Raw genomic sequence first — 20,397 nt, 5'->3', positions numbered from 1 at the left:
AAAGAGGGAATTTATGATGAAAGGTATATGCATAAAAGAACCAAAGAAAGTTGAGTTCGTAGAACTTAATAAACCTGAGCCAAAAGAAAATGAAGCCCTTTTAAAATTATTATACGGGGGAATATGTGGAAGTGATTTAGGATCTTATAGAGGGACATTTGCATATTTTGAATATCCTAGAGTGCCAGGTCATGAATTTTCTGCTGAAATAATTGAAATTGGACCAAATGATAAGGGTTTAAAACCGGGCATGGTAGTAACTTGCAATCCATACTTTAACTGTGGAGAATGTTATTCGTGTAAAAAAGGTGTAGTAAATGCATGTATGCAAAATGAAACCATGGGCGTTCAAAGAGAAGGTGCATTTAGTGAATATATTACTATGCCAATAGATAGAATATATGATGGAAAAGGTTTAGATGCAAAACTTTTAGCTGTTATTGAACCGTTCTGCATAAGCTGGCATGGAATAGATAGAGGAAATGTAAAAAAGGGAGACAATGTGTTGATTGTTGGCTCTGGCACAATAGGAGTATTTGCTGCCATTGGTGCTAAAGCTCGTGGTGCTAATGTGTATGTAGCAGATATTTCCAAAGATAAATTAGAGTATGCAAAAAAAGAGTTTAATTTAGATGGAATAATTTTAAATACAACTAATGAAGAATTTATAAATAAAGTAAATGAAATAACAAATGGGAATGGATTTGACGTAACTGTTGAAGCAGTAGGATTACCATCTACATTTCAAAATTGTATAGAGGCTGCTTGCTTTGGTGGAACGGTAGTTGTAATTGGTGTTGGAAAGGAAAATTTAGATTTTAACTTTACAATTATTCAAAAAAAGGAATTAAATATATATGGATCAAGAAATGCATTAAAAAAAGACTTTGAAACACTGATAGATTTAGTTGGAAAAGGAAACATTCCTATTGAAAAGGTAATTACTAATATGTATAGTTGGGAAGAAGCGCCTAGAGCATTTAAAGAATTTGACGAAAACAAAGGTGGAAAAATGTTAAAAATCCTATTGGATTTTAGTAAATAATTATAAGGGGGAAATTATAATGAAATTAAAAAAAGTTTTATCGTTAACACTGGTATCTGTAATGATGTTATTTAGCTTGACGGCTTGTGGAAAATCAAATGAAGAGGGAAAAAACAACGCAGACACTCCGGTAGCGACTACAGAAACAGCAGATGCTGAAGTAGTATTACAAGTGGGATTTGAAAATAATATGACTGAACCATTTTCTCAAGGAGTTCAAAAATGGGCGGATTTATTAGCAGAGCAATCAAATGGAACTATGAAAATAGACTTGTATCCAGATTCACAACTTGGTGGAAAACCAGCTCTTATAGATTCAATGTTGCTGGGAGAAAATGTGTGTACATTAGCTGATGGAGCATTTTATGCAGACTATGGTGTTCCAGATTTTGGAATAGTATTTGGACCATTTTTATTTGATACTTGGGATGAATGTTGGACTTTAATTGAGTCAGACTGGTACAAAGAGCAAACAAAATTATTAGAAGATAAGGGTCTTAAACTAATAGCTTCAAATTGGAAATATGGCGAAAGACATACGTTAACTGTAGATCCGGTGAATACTGTTGATGATTTAAAGGGAATGAAAATTAGAGTTCCAAGTAATCAAATTCAATCACTAGGTTTTGATACTATGGGTGCAGCTTCAGTTGGAATGGATTTAGGTGATGTTTATCAAGCGCTTCAAACAAAGACTATTGATGGAGCAGAAAACCCACTAGCTACACTATATGGTAGAAAACTTCATGAAGTAGCTAAAAACTTAATTTTAGATGGTCACGTTAAAAACTTTACAACACTAGTTTGTTCAGAAGATTGGTTTAATGGATTGACAGAAGAGCAACAAGAACTTTTAGTAAGTACAGCTAAGGAAGCAGGACTATACAATAACGAAATTCAAGAAATAGCAGATAAAGATTATTTAGATAAAATGAAAGAAGAAGGCGTAACAGTTGTAGAACCATCAGAAGAAGTAATTGCAGCTTTTAAAGAAAAAGTTAAACCTTTCTATGAAATGGAAGATACTTTTGGATGGACACCAGGGCTTTATGATACTGTAAAAGCAGCTATGACAAAGTAAATAAAGTGAGGGTTTAATTATGAAAGAAAAGAAAAAGTTAACCTCTGTACTGGGAAACTTAGATATTGCAGTTGCAAGTGTAATATTAGTAGTTCTAATAGTGTTAACTTTTGCAGGAGTAATATGGAGGCGTTTATTTAACGCCCCATTTACTTGGCTTGAAGAAGTTCAGCTTGCATGTATGGTTTGGATTGTATTTGCAGCAGGTGGAGCAGCATTTAGAACGGGAAATCACGTTGCAATTGAAATGATAGTTGATTTAATGCCTAAAAAAGTTCAAAAGGCAATGGAAGTATTTATTTCAATAGTAGTGGTATTAGTAATTGGATATTTATTTAAAAATAGCTTAGGATTTATAAATTTATTTATAAAAAGTGCAAGAAGTACCAGTATGCTAAAAATTCCATATTGGTTAATATATGGAATTGCACCTGTTTCATATATTTTAATGATTGTAAGTTATTTTTATAGCTTAGTCAAAGGTGTGCAATCTGAAGCAAAGGAGGCTGCAAATAACGATGAGTGATATTTTAATATTGGCCGCAATAGTAATGTTGGTACTTTTGTTTTTAAAAGTTCCTGTATATATTGCCGTTTTAGGTGGTTCTGCAGTTTACTTTGTATTAAATCCAACGGCGAATCCTATAATATTTGCACAACAGGCAATAACAGGTGTTGAGAAAATTTCACTATTGGCAATTCCATTTTTTGTATGTGCAGGTATTTTTATGAACTATACAGGTGTTACAAAGAGAATAATGGATTTTTGTGAAGTAATTACTGGAAGACTTCCAGGGGGTCTTGCTCAAGTTAACGTTTTGTTGTCAACATTAATGGGTGGACTTTCAGGATCTAATATAGCAGATGCTGCTATGCAGTCTAAAATGTTAGTTCCCGAAATGGTGAAAAAAGGATTTTCTCTTGAATTTTCTTCAGTAGTAACAGCTGCTTCATCAATGATAACACCTTTAATTCCACCTGGAATAGCAATGATACTTTATGGATCAATAGCAAATGTTTCAATAGGAAAGTTGTTTATTTCAGGATTTGGAGTAGGAGCATTACTTTGTATTACTATGATGATTTTAGTAGGATATATTTCTATAAAAAGAGGATATGGTAATATATCAAATGAAAAAGTTACAGCAAGTAAATTCTGGGAAGTATTTAAACCGGCATTTTTGCCACTGTGTTTACCTATTATTATAATAGGTGGTATTAGAGTGGGAATATTTACTGCAACAGAAGCTGGAGCAGTTGCCATAGTTTATGCAGTAATGCTTGGAATAATTTATAGAGAAATGCGAATGAAAGATGTATTACAAGGTCTTAAAGAGACAATAACTACAACATCTTCAATAATGCTAATAGTTTCAGCGGCTAGCGTTTTTTCTTGGATATTGACAAAAGAGAGAATTCCTCAACAACTAGCTGGATATATAATGACTGTAATAACGAATAAATATGTGTTTTTACTTGTTATTAATATATTTTTATTGTTAGTGGGAATGTTTATAGAGGGAAATGCCTCTATGATAGTTTTGGTTCCACTACTAGCTCCAATTGCAAGACAGTATGGAATTAATGATATACAATTTGCAATGGTATATATATTTAATAATGCTATAGGAGCTCTTTCGCCACCAATGGGAACACTTATGTTTGTTACATGTAGTATTACAAAATGTAAAACGTGGGCATTTATTAAAGAGGCAGTACCATTTTATATACTTCTAGCATTTAATTTATTATTATTGACGTACTTCCCGCCATTTACTACTTTTTTAGTAAATCTTTTCTATTAAAAGAAAGGTGATTTTATGGAAAACAAAGAATTAAAAAGAGTTATTCAATTTGGAGAGGGGAATTTTCTAAGGGGATTTGTAGACGATTTTCTATATGAACTTAAAGAAAAAAATTTATTTAATGGAGATGTTGTAGTAGTTCAACCGATAAAACAGGGAATGTGTGATGTTTTAGAGAAACAGGATTGCAACTACAATCTCTATTTAAGAGGAATTGAAAATGGACAGGTAGTAAATGAACATAAATTTATTGATATTATTTCACATTGCATAAATCCCTATATTAGTTTTGAAGAATATTTGGATTTAGCTAATGATAAAAACTTTAGATTTATAGTTTCCAATACTACAGAGTCTGGAATAGTTGTAAATGAAGATGATAAGTTTGAAGATAAACCTGCAAGTAGTTTTCCAGGAAAATTGACACAGCTTTTATATAAGCGATATGAAAATAACTTACCTGGATTTATTGTGCTTTCTTGTGAGCTAATAGATAACAACGGTTTAGAATTAAAAAAATGTGTAAATAAATATATTGAACTGTGGGAATTAGAAGAGGGATTTAAACGATGGATCGATACAGAAAATGATTTTTGTTCTACACTAGTTGATAGGATAGTCACTGGATACCCGAAAGATGAAGCAGAGTTAAAAAAATTAGAAGCTGAAATTGGCTATAAGGACCTATGTTTAGATACAGCTGAAATATTTCACCAATGGGTTATAGAGGGCAATTATGAATCAGAACTTCCACTCCAAGAAGCAGGATTTAACGTTATTTGGACTGATGATGTAAGCCCTTATAAGAAGAGAAAAGTTAGAATATTAAATGGGGCACATACTTCTATGGTGCTTGGAGCTAGACTATATGGTCTTTCAACAGTAAGAGAGTGCTTAGAAGATGAAACTATAAATAAATTTCTCAGGAAGTGTATTTTTAAGGAAATAATTCCTGCAATAGGTGGAAGTGATGAAGACTTAAAATTTGGAAATGCAGTGATAGAGAGATTTTCAAATCCATTTATAGAACATCAGCTTTTATCAATTGCATTAAATTCAGTTAGTAAATTTGATGTTAGAGTACTGCCAACTATATTGGAGTACAGAGAAAAGTTTGGATATTATCCAGCTGGATTAAGTTTTTCTATGGCGGCATTAATTAAATTCTATAAGACGAACGAGGCAAATGATTCAGAAGAAGTAATGAAATTTATGGCGGAAAATAGTGTAGAAGATATACTAAAAAATAGAGATCTGTGGCATTCAGATTTAATAGAATTAATCCCTATAGTTCAAAAGTACTATGATATGATTAATGAAAATGGAATTGAAAAAGCTTTTGAATATGTAATAGAAGAGGAAGTAATTTAATGTTAGACTATATAAAAATTAATAAAAAAGATAATGTAGCAGTGGCATTAAAAAACTTGGAAAAGGGAACAGAGATATATGTGGATGATAATACTTTTAATTTAAAAGAAGATATTCCACAAGGACATAAATTTTCCATAGAGGAAATTGAATCTAATGAAAAAATTATTAAATATGGAATGACAATAGGTATTGCTACTGAAAACACAAATATTGGTAGTTGGATGCACACACATAATATTAAAACTAGTTTGGGAGATATATTAAATTATAAATATGAACCTAAATTAGTCGAACCTTTACATCTAGAGCATTCAACGTTTAAAGGATTTAGAAGAAAAAATGGGAAAGTTGGAATAAGAAATGACATATGGATTATTCCAACGGTGGGCTGTATAAATTCTATATGCAATAAATTGGCAATAGACTTTAATGCTCAAATTAAAAGTGATGAAATAAATACTATTGCCTTTACACACCCCTATGGATGTTCACAAATGGGTGACGATCAGGAAAATACCAGAAAAGCTTTAGCAGCTTTAATAAGTCATCCAAATGCAGGGGGAGTATTAGTTTTAGGTTTGGGCTGTGAAAATAGTAACATTGAAATTTTAAGAGACTATATAGGCGAATATGATACAGAGAGAATAAAATTTATTCAATGTCAAGATGAAGATGATGAATATAGTGCAGCACAAAGGGAATTAGAAGAAATATTTAAAGTTGTAAGTAGAGATACTAGAGAAGAAATAGATTCCAGCGAATTAGTAGTGGGACTCAAATGTGGCGGTTCAGATGGTTTAAGTGGAATTACCGCAAATCCTTTAGTAGGAGAATTTTCTGATATTCTAATAGCAAAAGGCGGAAGTACTATTTTGACAGAAGTTCCGGAGATGTTTGGAGCGGAAACCAGTTTAATGGACAGAGCTGAAAGTGAAGAGATATTTAGTAAAGTAGTAAAACTTGTAAATGACTTTAAAATATATTTTCAAAATCATAATCAAACTATATATGAAAATCCATCACCAGGAAATAAGCAAGGTGGAATTTCAACACTTGAGGACAAGTCAAATGGTTGTATTCAAAAATCAGGAGATTCAAATATAGTAGATGTATTAGATTACGCGGAACAAATAAAAAAAGCGGGACTGAATTTGCTGAATGCACCGGGAAATGATCTAGTTTCATCAACAGCTTTAGCACTTAGTGGAGCACATATTGTGCTTTTTACAACGGGAAGGGGAACACCTTTTTCTTGTCCAGTGCCTACTATAAAGATATCGTCAAATACTGAGTTATTTGAAAAGAAGAGAAATTGGATAGACTTTGATGCAGGAAAAATAGTGAGAGATGTGGACAAGCATTCGTTAGCACTGGAATTATTTGACTATGTAAGTGAAGTAGCTTCAGGAAAAAAAATAAGTTCTGAGGGAAATTTCAGTCAAGAATGGGCAATATTTAAACAGGGTGTAACACTATAACTTAATTTGTATTTTAAAGGGCTTACTTATTAAAGTAAGTTCTTTATTTATTAATTTTACACAATTGATATTATTGAAAAGTAGAGTATACTATAGTTAAGACCTATAGAAGAATTAATTAATAAAAAGGAGGAGAGAAAATGTTACTATTTATTATTGGACTTATTATTTTAGTAGTGGGCGGATATCTATATGGCGCTTTTTGTGAAAAGGTATTCGGACCGGATGACAGAGAAACGCCGGCTGTAAAGTTAAATGACGGTGTGGATTTCGTTGTTATGAAGGATTGGAAGAACAAGTTAATAGAGCTTTTAAATATTGCGGGGACAGGACCCATACTTGGACCTATTCAAGGGATTTTATTTGGACCAATAGCTTTTTTAACAATTCCAATAGGATGCGTACTAGCTGGTTCACTACATGATTATTTCGTTGGAATGATTTCCATGAGAAATGGCGGAGCTCAAGTTCCAAAATTAGTTGATAAGTACATGGGAAGTGGAATGAATAAAATCTATAACGTTATAATTTGGATACTAATGTTACTTACCGGTGTTGTATTTATTTATACTCCCGGAGATTTAATCGTAAACGATATGTTGGGAATGGATGTAAATTCTAATATTATTTGGGTTGTGTATGCAATAATTTTATTATACTATGTTGTATCTACTATTTTTCCAATAGATCAAATTATAGGAAGAATTTATCCGGTTTTTGGTGCAATTTTAGCTGCTTCAGCAGTTGGAATTTTTATTGGAATTATAAGAGATGGTGGAGCAAGTCTATATAATATTACTAATACAGGACTTCTATTTTCAACTCATCCAGACGGCCAAAGATTTATTCCGGTATTCTTTATAACAGTTGCCTGTGGAATTATGTCAGGTTTTCACGGCTCTCAAGCCACACTAATATCCAGAACAGTACAACATGAAAAACAAGGTAGAGGCGTTTTTTACAACATGATGATTGCTGAAGGATTTATAGCTATGGTTTGGGCAGCAGGTGCAATGATATTATTTAACAGAGGTACAGATATTACAACTGGTGCTACAGCAATGGTTGGAATAATTTCAAGAGAATTAATGGGAACAATTGGAGGATTTTTTGCAGTAGCTGGAGTTATAGTTCTTCCAATTACATCTGGAGATACAGCTTTTAGAGCACTAAGACTTATGATAGCAGAACAATTCCACATTGATCAAAAAAGTGCCAGCAAGAGAGTTGGATTGTCACTAGTAATATTTATTCCTGCACTTTTAATTTTATTCTTTGCAAAGAGCAATGCAAATGGATTTAATTTATTGTGGAGATATTTTGGATTTACCAACCAATTAGTTGCAGTATTTGCTTTGGCAATGATAAGTGTATACTTAAAGACACATGGAAAAAATTATTGGATTTCATTAATTCCAGGCTTGTTCTATACATTCATAGTTACATCTTATATATTCCATGCTCCAATAGGTTTTGGACTGGAATCAAGATTGGGATTAGATCCTAGTAGTTATGTGATTTCTTATACATTAGCTGCAATCTGTGTAGTGTTATTCTATGTTTTAATAAACAATATTAGCAAGAAGAGAAGAAACATTATAAGAGAAGCAGATGGAATTTAAATATTAATTAGAGGGGAGTGTTTTTTTACACTCTCTTTTTTGTTGTAATATTATGTAATATTATGTAAACTCCTTTAAATTTAAATGGTAATAAGTTATAATATAGTAGTATGGAAAAGGATTTAATGCTTATTATTTACATAGGAGGAGTTATATGAAAGATTTTATATTTGAAGTTGATACTAAGATTTTATTTGGAGAAGATCAACTGAAAAATTTGCCAAGTGAAATAAAAAAACATGGGAGTAGAGTTTTACTTTGTTATGGTGGGGGAAGTATTAAAAAAATAGGACTTTATGAAGATGTAATAAAATTATTAGAACAGAATAACATTTTTTATAAAGAACTAAGTGGAATTGAGCCAAACCCAAGATTAGAATCAGCAGTAGATGGAATAAAAATAGTAAGAGAAAACAACATAGACTTTATACTGGCTGTTGGTGGAGGTTCAGTAATTGACTGTGCAAAACTTATTGCAGCAGGATTTTATGTAGATGAAGACCCTTGGAATATTGTAACTGGAAAGAGTAGAGTAGAAAAAGCTCTACCTATTGGAACTATTTTAACACTTGCAGCAACAGGTTCTGAAATGGATGAAAACTCTGTAATTACAAATTTAAAAACAAAACAAAAATTAGGTTGGGGCAGTTCAAAGGTTCTTCCAAAGTTTTCAATAATGAATCCGGTATATACCTATACTGTTAATGCACACCATACTGCATCAGGTGTTATTGACATTATGAGTCACACTATGGAAAATTATTTTTCACTAAATGATGGATGTTATCTAGTAGACAGATTTTCAGAGGGACTTCTTAAAACCTGTGTAAAATATGGACCTATAGCACTTGAAAATCCAAAGGACTATGATGCAAGGGCCAATATAATGTGGGCTAATTCATGGGCTATTAATGGGCTCTTAAGTACGGGGAAATCTACTGATTGGAGCGTTCACCCTATGGAACATGAGTTAAGTGCATTTTATGATATAACTCACGGAATAGGCCTTGCAATTCTTACACCAAACTGGCTAAAGTACGTTTTAAATGAGCATACAGCAAGAAAAATAAGCTTGTTTGGCAAAAATGTATTTGAACTTGAATTAAGTGGAGATAATTTTGCAGATGCAAATAGAGCAATAGATGAGCTTAGAAACTTCTTTAATAGTTTAGGAGTTCCAAGTACATTAAAAGAAGTTGGAATAGGCGAAGAACACCTTGAAGAAATGGCAGAACTAACTATAAAACACAAGGGTAGACCAATTCAAGGGTTTGCTAAACTTGAGGCAAAAGATGTATTGGAAATTTATAAATTGAGCTTATAGTAATATGTCAAATAGTAGTAACTTTTTAAGTTGCTACTATTTTTATTTTACTTGTGAAAACAAGTTGTATATAATGGTATGAGATTAAAGTAGAGGACTGTGTAGATGATATTATTAAAAAATGTAAAAATAAAAAAAGATGATGAAGAGACACTTGTAAATAAAATCAAGAAAATTTTATGGATAGAAGATGATTTTAAATATGAAATTTATAAAAAATCAATTGACGCCAGAAATGGAATAACTTTTAACTATCAAGTGTTGGTAGATGTTCACTTAACTGACAGAAAACTTCAAAAAATTAAAGATGCAGAAATATATAAGGAAGAAAATTTTAAAATAAATCCACCTTATAGTGATAGCAAAGTGGTAATTGTGGGAACTGGACCATCAGGAATATTTTGTGGATATATACTTGCAAAATATGGAATTAGGCCAATTTTAATTGAAAGAGGAAAAAAAGTAGAGGAAAGAGTAGAAGATGTAGAAAAGTTCTTGGAGAGTTTTTCTCTAGATGAAGAGTCAAATGTTCAGTTTGGCGAAGGAGGAGCAGGGACATTTTCTGATGGAAAGTTAACTGCACGTTCTAAAGATAAAAGACTGAGAGAAGTTCTAAAGATATATGTGGAAAACGGAGCTCCTGAAGATATTTTATATGAGGCAAAACCTCACATTGGTACAGATGTCCTTAGAGATGTAGTGGCAAATATGAGAAAGTACATTGAAAAAAAAGGTGGGGAATTTAGATTCTCTACAAAAATGAATGATATTGAATTTAATGGAGATAGAGTAACTTCAATAGATACTACAAATGGAAAAATTGAGGCAGATAATTTTGTGTTGGCACTGGGAAACTCTGCCAGAGATACTTTCTTTAAACTTTCAGAAAATGTAAAAATGGAAAATAAACCCTTTGCAGTTGGATTTAGAATAGAACACAAGCAAAGAGATATTGACCTTGCTCAATATAAAGTTGAAGACAAAACACTTCCTCCTGCAAGCTATAATTTAACTTATAGAGATGAAGATAGCGGCATTGGAGTATATACATTTTGCATGTGCCCCGGAGGGTACGTAATAAATGCCTCATCTGAAAAAGACCACCTATGTGTAAATGGAATGAGCTTTCACAGTAGAGACAGAGAAAATTCTAACTCTGCAATTATTGCTACAATTGATGAAAAAATTTATGGCAGTAACTTACTTGATGGAATTAGATTTCAAAGAGAAATTGAAAAAAAAGCCTATGAACTAGGAGGAGAAAGTTATCTTGCACCGGTTCAAAAAGTTGGCGACTTTTTAGAAAATAAAGAGACAACAGAATTTGGAAAAATTATCCCAACAGTAAAACCGGGATATAAACCTTCAAATTTAAGAGGGATTTATCCTGAAGCAGTTGAAGGAGCCATAGCTAATGCAATAAAGTACATGGGCAAAAGACTAAGGGGATTTGCAGCAGAAGATGCAATTTTAACAGGAGTTGAAACTAGAAGTTCCTGTCCAATTAGAATTTTAAGAGATGAAAATATGAAGTCTTTAAGTTTTGAAAACTTATATCCAATTGGAGAGGGCTCGGGATATTCAGGAGGAATAGTTTCATCGGCAATAGATGGAATTAAAGCAGCGGAATTGATTTTAAAGGGAGAGTAACATGTCACTTAATATAGTTTTTTATGAACCGGAAATACCATTTAATACAGGAGCCATAGCAAGAACTTGTGGACTTACTAACACCAGACTGCACTTAATTGAGCCACTTGGTTTTTCTGTAGATGACTCTCATTTAAAAAGAGCAGGATTAGATTATTGGCACCTTGTAGATATTACAATATATAAGAACTTTGATGAACTTAAGGAAAAGTATCCGGACAATACATTTTACTATGCAAGTACAAAGTCAAAGAAGAAATATACAGACGTATCCTATAAAGATGGAGACTTTATAGTGTTTGGCCCTGAAACAAGAGGACTTCCGGAAGAATTAATATTTGAAAATTATGAAAATGCCATTAGAATTCCGATGATTAAGGACTTTGGAAGGAGTTTAAACCTTTCAAACTCTGCAAATATAATGCTCTTTGAAGCACTTAGACAACTTGATTTTTTAGATTTGGAATAAATGTAGAATAGTAAAAAGCTTGAGATAAATAATTGTCTCAAGCTTTTTATATTCGGCATTAAAGCAAAGTATATATTTAGTACAAGTAGAACGTTGTCATTTATATAGAAAATAGTTAGAATATAAGCAAGGAGGTGAAAAAAATGAGATTAGCAGTGGATTTGCTACTAAAAAATAATAAAATAGATAAAGATAAAAATAAAATAATAATGCATATTATTAAGTTATTATTGGAAAAAGAAAGCAATGGAATATTTAAAGAAATATATGCAGAAAATGCAAACAGACCTAAGGATATTAATTTTTCAATGTATTTAGGTCGAGATGTAAAATTTTTAAGAGATGAAATAGAAATTCCATCACAAAAGATTATAGTTAACTTTTCAACTTATGATCCTGTAATTGGAGTATCATTGTATAATTGTTTCTTAAAATATAAGGGACTAGAAATACCAATAAAAAATAATACAGTTTTAATTGATAAAGTTAGAATTGTTAGGCCAAGGCCAATTACAAGTGATAAAATTAGATTTCTATCAAAGAGTCCCATAGTTATTCGTGAGCACAATAACGACAACAGTTCAACATTTTACCATAGTATTTCAACTAAAGAAGGTAAAGAAATTTTTATTAAAAATTTAAAGTATCAAATAAAAGATACTTTTCCTGAAATTAAAGAAAGAGACTTAGAAGAAATCAGCTTTGAAATTTTGTGGAATAGAGATGTTAAGGTAAAACACTATGGAATAGTAGTAGATAGTAACTTAGTGGAAATAGAAATTAAAGCCAAGCCATATATATTAGAATATTTGTATTTAGACGGAGTAGGTAGTAGGAAAAGTCAAGGATTTGGGTATTTAGATTTAGTTGAGTAGGAGGTGATAAAGTGATTGACTTTAAAATGGGTGACTGGAGAACAAACGTCTCTATTCTAGGTTTGATGAATATTTTAGACCATAGTAATTTAAAGTATGATTTTTCAAAAGATAAACAAAGCTTATTAATAGAAAATGAAATATTTGAAAATTTTGAAAAATATTATTTTTCGTACTTTATAGATACTTATGAAAAATTTATTCCTTGGTATAGAATTGCCAACTATAAAGATAATGTAGAGGAATATTTAAATAATTTATCTGAGTTTGATGAAGCTAAGTTAAAAGACTTAAATAATCAAATAGACATAGTTAAAGACTATATGCGAAGAAAAAATTATATTAAGGTATATGAATTAATAGATGAAAATATTGATATAGAGGAGCAAGTTAAAAATTTAAATAAAATTAATTTAAAAAAGGGTGAAGAATTAAAAGATAAACTTGAAGAAGTAGAATTAGAACTCAATAAATTAAAGGAAATAATTAAATATGTAAGTACAGATAGAGCAAGAGACTATATGGGTGCTAAAGGTGTTATTTATAGTTACATAAATAGAGGAATTGATGGAGTATCTTTTTTGTTTAGACAGACAAAAGAAAGGGATATTTTTATTGATTATAAAAATTATTTTATTAAGCCACTAGAGGAATATTTGGATGAAGACAAGGAAAAATATAAATTTGAATGTTTTTCTTGTGGCTCAAAAATTAAGAATTTGTCTATAAATATGAATTTAGTAAAGAATACGGGATTTGACAGTGCCAGAAAAACTTCAAATATATGGAACCATGAATCTGATTTTGCAATATGTCCGAAGTGTCAATTTTTATATAGTTGTCTTTCTGCAGGTTTCTTTTATTTTATGAATGAGGGTATATTTGTAAATTACAACTTTGATTTAGAAGGGCTACAAATAATTAATAATAATTTAAAAGAAAATGCAATTGCTGAAATCAATAGACCTGAAAATGCGATTTCCTATAGAACCTTAATTAGTACAATAGAAAAACAATATGAAAGACATGCTAGATTTGAATTAAATGATATACAAATTGTAAGATATATTGACGATAGGTATAAATTTAATATATTGTCAAAAGAAGCACTAAAGATAATTATAGACTCAAGAGCAGATATAAATTATCTTGTGAAAGCGGGATATAGAGATGGAAGTACAAATTTTAGTATTTATGATTTAGTAATAGATAAAGTATTTAACAATCAAAATTTATATTCTTTAATTCACTTTTTAATAGTACATTTAATTTCTGAAGGAGCTGGATTTCAAAGATTTTATAATATTCATCACATATCTAGAATTTTAAATATTAATAGCAGAATTATTAGGGAGGAAGAATTTATGACTGTTGAAAAAGATAGAGGTAAACTAACAGATCTTTCAAAAAATGCAGGATATCATCTAAGGAAAAATTATATGGACAACATGAAAGATGAAAAAAGAGTAAATAACAGAATGAAAAGCATAACCTATAAGATGCTAAATGCATTAAAAACGAATAACAGTGGATCATTTATGGACACTTTAATTAATACTTATGCCTATGTTGGAAAACCCATTCCAATATACTTAGTAGAAGCGTTAAAAAGTGATGATGGGTTAAGAATAGTTGGATATGCATTTGTAGCAGGAGTAAATTCCTATGATGATAGAAAAAATGATGGAGGAGAAGATAATGATAAATAAGGGTTTGACAATATCTATTATATTTCAGGCGGAAAGTGCCAATTATGGTGAGGGAATAGGAAACGTAACATCACTTAAGAAACTATCTAGAGGTGCAGGAGACCAATATACATATATTTCAAGGCAGGCCCTTAGATATAATATAGTAAATCAAATGGGCGTTGATAACACTCCAATAGGTGTTGATGGCTCAGTACTTCAATTTGATAAAGAAGCTATGATAGATGAGTATCCAGAAATAGATTTATTTGGATATATGAAAACAGGTAAAGATACTAAGACCAGGTCTGCAATAGCCAGACTTTCAAATGCAGTTTCATTAGAAACATTTAAAGGTGATTTAGATTTTTTAACTAATAAAGGCCTTTTAGATAGATATACAAAAACTAATAAAAAAGATGGAGGAAATATAGCGCAGTCAGAAATACATCGCTCTTACTATGCCTACACTATAACTGTTGATTTAGACCAAGTGGGAATAGATAAAAATGAAGATATAGAAATAGATAATGAGGAAAAGGCAAATAGAATTGAAAAACTTTTAAATACAATTAGATATTTATATAGAGATATAAAGGGAAGAAGAGAAGATTTAAGTCCATTATTTGTAATAGGAGGAGTATATGATATAAAGAACCCTCTTTTCTATAATGCCTTAGATGTAAAAAACAATGAAGTGGTTTTAGAGAGAATTAAAAGCGTACTTTCAGATGCAAAAATTAAAGAACAAACTCAAATTGGTTTAGTAAAAGGTGTATTTGATAATACAAAAGAAATAGAAGACAGTTTAAATACCATTGAGATTAATGAATTCTTCTCAAACTTAAAAAATAAAGTTAGGCAGTATTATGAAAGCAATTAGATTTAAAGTTTATCAAAATATGCCTAATTATAAAAAACCAAATAGTTTTCAATTAAAAGAAACCTATCCATTGCCACCACCTTCAACTGTAATTGGAATGATTCACAATCTTTGTGGATATGAAGAATACAAGGAAATGGATGTGAGTATTCAAGGTAAATACTATTCAAAAGTAAATGACCTATATACAATGTATGAATTTGGAAATATGGAATTTGAAAAGGGACGTCACCAACTATATGTAAAAGACAATGAGAGAAAAGTTGGAATAACTAGGGGAGTATCTACAGTTGAATTATTAGTTGATGTAGAGTTGTTAATTCATGTGAAACCAAAAGATGAAAGTTTATTTGATGAAATTTATAATGCATTAAAATATCCAAGGGAATATCCTTCCCTTGGAAGAAGAGAGGATATTGCATTAATAGATGATGTTAAAATAGTTGAGTTAAGAGAAGTAACGGGTAGAGACTTAAAAGATGAATATTTTAACAAATATATACCTATGGATATATTTGAAAAATTAAAGACAGAAAAGATTGAAGGTTACCAAGTGGGCTCAAAATATACTTTAAATAAAAACTATGAATTAATAAATTTTGGGTCTGGAAAAAAAGATAAGTATTTTAGAAAATGGAATAGAGTTGATGTGGCTTACATAAAAGATTTTAAAAAATTCAATTTAAGTATTGCTGCAGACTCAGATAATATTCCTGTGTTTTTATTATAGTAGGTGATTAAATGTTTTTAGCAAAATCAAATCCCGAAGAAAGCATAAAAAAGCATACAGATAATTTATTACAAAACTATGATATATTGAAGAAAATATATGGTGAAGAGATAGATATAAATTGGTCAATTTTAAAATTGGCCTGTTTATATCATGATGTCGGAAAAATAAATAATGCTTTTCAAAACAAGTTAAAGAGAACTCAAAAAAAAGTTGAGATAAAAGAGATACCGCATGGATATTTAAGTGCTACTTTTATTGATATTGATAGTTTAATAGATAAATATACTGAAGAAGAGGTGTGTATTTTAGTTACAGCAGTAGCAAAACATCATATTAGAAAATTTGAAATAGAAGATATGCGTGAAGAAATAAGAAAAGAAGTTGAAAGTTTAAAAGAAGTGTCCAAGGAATTTAAATCTGAATTTTCATATGATGAAATTCCGAATATATCTGAATATATAGATGAATATTCATTGGAGGCTCTCTATAACAATGAGTTAAGTGGTTTTTCTAAAGAAGAAGATAAGATAAATTATATTTTAGTAAAAGGTCTATTAAACAGAATAGACTATGCTGCTAGTGGATATTATCAAATAGAATATAAAAATGATTTTTTGACAGAGGCTTTAAATGAATATAAAAAATCTTGGGGAAAAAATGCAGATTTCAATGACTTACAAAAATATATGCAAGATAGTCAGGATGAAAATGTAATAGTTGTAGCAGAAACTGGATATGGAAAAACAGAGGCGGGACTTCTGTGGATAGGAAATAACAAGGGAATATTTACACTTCCTATAAGAGCGGCAATAAACTCAATTTATGACAGAATACGAAATGAAATTTTAAAAGAGAACAACAATAATTTAAGCTACAAACTAGCCTTGCTGCATTCAGATTCATTAAGTGAGTTGTTTAAAAGAGTAGAAGCAGAGGAAGATAAATTAAAGTTAGAAGATTTAGAAATACTTGACTATAACGATAGAGCTAGACAAAAATCTCTGCCTTTAACAGTATCCACACTAGATCAAATTTTTAAATTTGTATATAAGTATCAGGGCTTTGAGCAAGATTTGGCAACACTTTCTTATTCAAAAATAGTAATAGATGAAATTCAAATGTACTCTCCGGATTTACTGGCATATTTAATAGTTGGCTTAGATATGATTACAAAAATTGGAGGTAAATTTGCAATTATTACAGCAACACTTCCTCCGTTTATAGTAGATTTACTTAGAAAGAGGAATATAGAATTTAAAGAGCCTATAAATAAATATACAAAGAAAAATAGAATTAGACATGAAATAAAATTGCTAAAAGAACAACTAAACTTTGAATTTGTAAGAGAACAATTTCAAGATAACAAAGTTTTAGTCATAACAAATACAGTTAGAAAAGCCCAAGAAATTTATGATGGTTTAAAAGATGAATTAGAAGAAAAAATCAATATATTTCATGGTAGTTATATAAAAAAAGATAGAAAAAGTAAAGAGGATCAAATAATTAAATTTGGAGATAAAAACAATAAAGATACAGGTATATGGATATGTACTCAAGTTGCAGAGGCATCTCTGGATATAGATTTTGATATATTGGTAACGGAACTTTCGGATTTAAATGGACTATTTCAAAGAATGGGACGTTGTTATAGAAATAGGAATTTAGAAGAAGGAAAGACTAATATATTTGTATTTGATGGAGGAGATGAACTATGTACTGGAATTGGATTTGTAAACGATAAAGGTATTTTTGAGTTTTCAAAAAATGAACTTAGAGAAGAATTTAAGAACAGAGAAACTTGGAGAATTTCTGAACTAGAGAAACTGGACTTAATTGAAAAAGTATACAGTACGGAAAAAATGAATAGTACAGATTACTATAGAGAAGTAGAAGATACAATAAAGTATTTAGACAGCACATTTATCTACGAGAAAAGTAAATCAGAGGTTAGCAAAGTATTTAGAGCAATAGATAATATTGATATAATACCTAGTGAGGTTTACAAAGAAAATGAAATAGAAATCAAGAAAAACATTGAGATTATTAAAAGAAAATATACAGATAAAAAAGACTTGAAAACTACTGAGAAGGAAAGACTGGAGAAAATAAAAGCAAGGATTGCGATAAATGATTTAACAGTGAGTATACCCTACTATTTTTCAAACTACGATAATACTTATCGTGAGGAGATAAATGACTATGAATCCATTAGTATATACGAATGCGAATATGATAAAAAAGATGGTTTAAGACACATTAAAGAAAAAGTAAAAAAAGAATATGAAGAAGATATAGTAAATATTATTTAGGTGATACTATGAAAAAAATTACCGGTATTATGGTGTACTATTATTTTATCTGTCATAAAAGACTTTGGTATTTTGCTAAAGGTTTAAATATGGAACAGGAAAGTGAACTTGTTGAAATAGGAAAGTTAATAGATGAATACAGTTATTCAAGAGAAAAAAAGCACTTAATGATAGATGAGAAAATTAACATTGATTTTACACGTGGGTGGGATATAATTCATGAAGTTAAAAAATCAGATAAGTTAGAAGAAGCATCTATTTGGCAGATAAAATATTATATTTCAGTCCTTGAAGAGCAGGGCTTAAATATAAAAAAGGGAGTATTGGATTATCCAAAATTAAAGAAAAAGACTGAAGTTTATTTTTCTGAAGAAGACAGAGTTAAAATTAAAGAAATTTTATTAAATATAGAAACCATTATAAATAGAGAAATACCACCAAAAGGAAAGAAGGTAGGATATTGTAAATCATGTTCATATTTTGAACTCTGTTATATTTAAGAGGTGAGTTATGTCTAACTTTTATATATTTAGTAATGGAGAGTTAATAAGAAAAGACAACAATATCTCCATAATTGTAGATGGGGAAAAGAAAGATTTAAAATCGGAAGTTATTGAAGATATATATTTATTTGGAGAAGTTAGCTTAAATACAAAGCTGCTAAACTTTGCAAGTCAAAAAGACATTACAATCCATGTATTTAACTACTATGGGTTTTATAGTGGAAGTTACTATCCAAGGAAGACAAATGTCGGTGGATCTCTTTTAGTAGAGCAAGTGAAAAACTATCTTGACTATGAAAATAGACTATACATAGCAAAACAATTTATATCAGCTGGCAGTTTTAATATTTATAGGAATCTCAGGTATTACAATTCCAGAGATGTGAAATTAGATGAGGAATTAAAACAAGTAGATATTTTAATAAAAAAAATTGAAGATATGGATACAATCCAAGCACTAATGGGATTAGAGGGAAATATAAGAAGAATTTATTATTCTACTTGGAATAAGATAGTGAAGCAAGATATAGATTTTCAAAAAAGAGTAAAAAGACCGCCTGATAACATGATAAACACACTTATATCATATTTAAACTCTTTAATATACACGACAACACTAAGTGAAATATATAAGACACAATTAGATCCTACAATTAGTTTTCTTCATGAGCCAGGTGAAAAAAGATTTTCTCTATCATTAGACATATCGGAAATATTTAAGCCCATAATCGTGGATAGAATGATATTTTCAATGTTAAACAAAGCGGAAATAACTGAAAAAGATTTTGATACAGGTTCAAATTTTCTTTATTTAAAAGAAAGTGCAAGAAAAAAAATAATAGAAAAATATGATAAAAGACTAGCTACTACTATAAAACATAGAGATCTTGATAGGAGTGTGTCTTATCGCTATTTAATGAGACTTGAAGCATATAAGTTAATAAAACACATAATAAGAGAAAAAGAGTATGAAGCATTTAGGATGTGGTGGTAATTATGTATATATTATTGGTGTATGATATAATTTCTGATGAAGAAGGAGCAAGAGTATCTAGAAATGTATTTAAAATTTGTAAAAAATATTTAACTAACATACAAAAATCTGTATTTGAAGGAAACTTAAAAAAATCCGAATTAATTAAATTAGAATATGAATTAAAAAATTTCATTAGAAAAGATAAAGATTCAATAATAATATTTGAAAGTAGATCAGAAAACTGGGTAGATAAAAAATTTATTGGAAAGAAAGATGATAAAACATCAAATATTTTTTAATCTGTCAACCTGGAATAGTGTAAAAAATACCAGGGATTGACAAAGGTCTATATATTAAGCTTAGCAGACAAATAATTGGGAAAATCAAAAATATATCTGTATACTTATTGCTGAAAATGATAGAATGACAATAAGTAGCAACATAGACTTGTAAAATACTGCATTACAAGATGCAGGACCTTAATAGAACTAAAGTAGAATGTAAATCAACAACAGAAGACGGCGAATCATACATGATAAATGGTACCTTAATAGAACTAAAGTAGAATGTAAATTAGATTAA

General features: G+C 30.0%; 18 protein-coding genes. All 18 read left to right on the top strand.

Going from position 1 to position 20,397, the window contains the following annotated elements; genetic code table 11:
• Positions 1 to 13 precede the first annotated feature (13 nt).
• The 18 genes from BUB47_RS08220 to cas2 all read left to right on the top strand — a co-directional run bounded on the left by BUB47_RS08220 (position 14) and on the right by cas2 (position 20,114).
• Positions 14 to 1,045: a zinc-binding alcohol dehydrogenase family protein gene (locus BUB47_RS08220; RefSeq protein ID WP_200779508.1), complete on the top strand. Its 1,032-nt coding sequence runs from the start codon at positions 14 to 16 to the stop codon at positions 1,043 to 1,045.
• A gap of 19 nt (positions 1,046 to 1,064) precedes the next feature.
• The gene (locus tag BUB47_RS08215) at positions 1,065 to 2,126 is read left to right on the top strand and encodes a C4-dicarboxylate TRAP transporter substrate-binding protein (RefSeq protein ID WP_073185304.1); all 1,062 of its coding nucleotides are present in this window, start codon (positions 1,065 to 1,067) and stop codon (positions 2,124 to 2,126) included.
• A 19-nt stretch (positions 2,127 to 2,145) separates the two neighbouring features.
• On the top strand, positions 2,146 to 2,652 hold the full coding sequence (locus tag BUB47_RS08210; RefSeq protein WP_073185303.1) for a TRAP transporter small permease: 507 nt from the start codon (positions 2,146 to 2,148) through the stop codon (positions 2,650 to 2,652).
• Positions 2,645 to 3,931, top strand: coding sequence for a TRAP transporter large permease (locus BUB47_RS08205; RefSeq protein WP_073185301.1), 1,287 nt, complete (start codon positions 2,645 to 2,647; stop codon positions 3,929 to 3,931). The genes BUB47_RS08210 and BUB47_RS08205 overlap by 8 nt, the downstream gene beginning before the upstream one ends.
• A 15-nt stretch (positions 3,932 to 3,946) precedes the next feature.
• On the top strand, positions 3,947 to 5,302 hold the full coding sequence (locus BUB47_RS08200) for a tagaturonate reductase (protein ID WP_073185299.1): 1,356 nt from the start codon (positions 3,947 to 3,949) through the stop codon (positions 5,300 to 5,302).
• Positions 5,302 to 6,783 (top strand): UxaA family hydrolase, encoded by a 1,482-nt coding sequence (locus BUB47_RS08195; protein WP_073185297.1) that lies wholly within the window; start codon positions 5,302 to 5,304, stop codon positions 6,781 to 6,783. The genes BUB47_RS08200 and BUB47_RS08195 overlap by 1 nt, the downstream gene beginning before the upstream one ends.
• 140 nt (positions 6,784 to 6,923) lie before the next feature.
• Positions 6,924 to 8,405, top strand: a complete 1,482-nt coding sequence (locus BUB47_RS08190) for a carbon starvation CstA family protein (RefSeq protein ID WP_073185295.1) — start codon at positions 6,924 to 6,926, stop codon at positions 8,403 to 8,405.
• A 154-nt stretch (positions 8,406 to 8,559) separates the two neighbouring features.
• A complete protein-coding gene (locus tag BUB47_RS08185; protein ID WP_073185293.1) occupies positions 8,560 to 9,729 on the top strand; it encodes an iron-containing alcohol dehydrogenase in 1,170 nt (389 codons plus the stop codon).
• A 105-nt stretch (positions 9,730 to 9,834) separates the two neighbouring features.
• The gene (locus BUB47_RS08180) at positions 9,835 to 11,379 is read left to right on the top strand and encodes an NAD(P)/FAD-dependent oxidoreductase (RefSeq protein WP_073185292.1); all 1,545 of its coding nucleotides are present in this window, start codon (positions 9,835 to 9,837) and stop codon (positions 11,377 to 11,379) included.
• A 1-nt stretch (position 11,380) separates the two neighbouring features.
• Positions 11,381 to 11,848 (top strand): tRNA (cytidine(34)-2'-O)-methyltransferase, encoded by a 468-nt coding sequence (locus BUB47_RS08175; protein ID WP_073185290.1) that lies wholly within the window; start codon positions 11,381 to 11,383, stop codon positions 11,846 to 11,848.
• 143 nt (positions 11,849 to 11,991) lie between these two features.
• The gene (cas6, locus tag BUB47_RS08170) at positions 11,992 to 12,723 is read left to right on the top strand and encodes a CRISPR-associated endoribonuclease Cas6 (protein ID WP_073185288.1); all 732 of its coding nucleotides are present in this window, start codon (positions 11,992 to 11,994) and stop codon (positions 12,721 to 12,723) included.
• An 11-nt stretch (positions 12,724 to 12,734) separates the two neighbouring features.
• A complete protein-coding gene (gene cas8a1 / locus BUB47_RS08165; RefSeq protein ID WP_073185287.1) occupies positions 12,735 to 14,432 on the top strand; it encodes a type I-B CRISPR-associated protein Cas8b1/Cst1 in 1,698 nt (565 codons plus the stop codon).
• A complete protein-coding gene (gene cas7i, locus BUB47_RS08160; protein WP_234945653.1) occupies positions 14,389 to 15,294 on the top strand; it encodes a type I-B CRISPR-associated protein Cas7/Cst2/DevR in 906 nt (301 codons plus the stop codon). The genes cas8a1 and cas7i overlap by 44 nt, the downstream gene beginning before the upstream one ends.
• Complete coding sequence (cas5b, locus tag BUB47_RS08155; protein WP_073185285.1) at positions 15,281 to 16,024, top strand: type I-B CRISPR-associated protein Cas5b; 744 nt, start codon at positions 15,281 to 15,283, stop codon at positions 16,022 to 16,024. Before cas7i ends, cas5b begins: the two co-directional genes overlap by 14 nt.
• An 11-nt stretch (positions 16,025 to 16,035) precedes the next feature.
• Entirely contained in the window at positions 16,036 to 18,336 is a 2,301-nt protein-coding gene (locus tag BUB47_RS08150; protein ID WP_073185283.1) for a CRISPR-associated helicase/endonuclease Cas3, read from the top strand.
• Positions 18,337 to 18,344: 8 nt separating this feature from the next.
• Positions 18,345 to 18,836: a CRISPR-associated protein Cas4 gene (gene cas4 / locus BUB47_RS08145; protein WP_073185281.1), complete on the top strand. Its 492-nt coding sequence runs from the start codon at positions 18,345 to 18,347 to the stop codon at positions 18,834 to 18,836.
• A gap of 10 nt (positions 18,837 to 18,846) precedes the next feature.
• Positions 18,847 to 19,833 (top strand): type I-B CRISPR-associated endonuclease Cas1b, encoded by a 987-nt coding sequence (cas1b, locus tag BUB47_RS08140; protein WP_073185280.1) that lies wholly within the window; start codon positions 18,847 to 18,849, stop codon positions 19,831 to 19,833.
• A gap of 2 nt (positions 19,834 to 19,835) precedes the next feature.
• Entirely contained in the window at positions 19,836 to 20,114 is a 279-nt protein-coding gene (gene cas2 / locus BUB47_RS08135) for a CRISPR-associated endonuclease Cas2 (protein ID WP_073185278.1), read from the top strand.
• Positions 20,115 to 20,397 lie beyond the last annotated feature (283 nt).

This window comes from Anaerosphaera aminiphila DSM 21120 (assembly GCF_900129925.1).
GTDB classification, from domain to species: domain Bacteria; phylum Bacillota; class Clostridia; order Tissierellales; family Peptoniphilaceae; genus Anaerosphaera; species Anaerosphaera aminiphila.
Note: the sequence above shows the minus strand (reverse complement) of the source record. Positions and strands in the feature narration are given on the sequence as shown.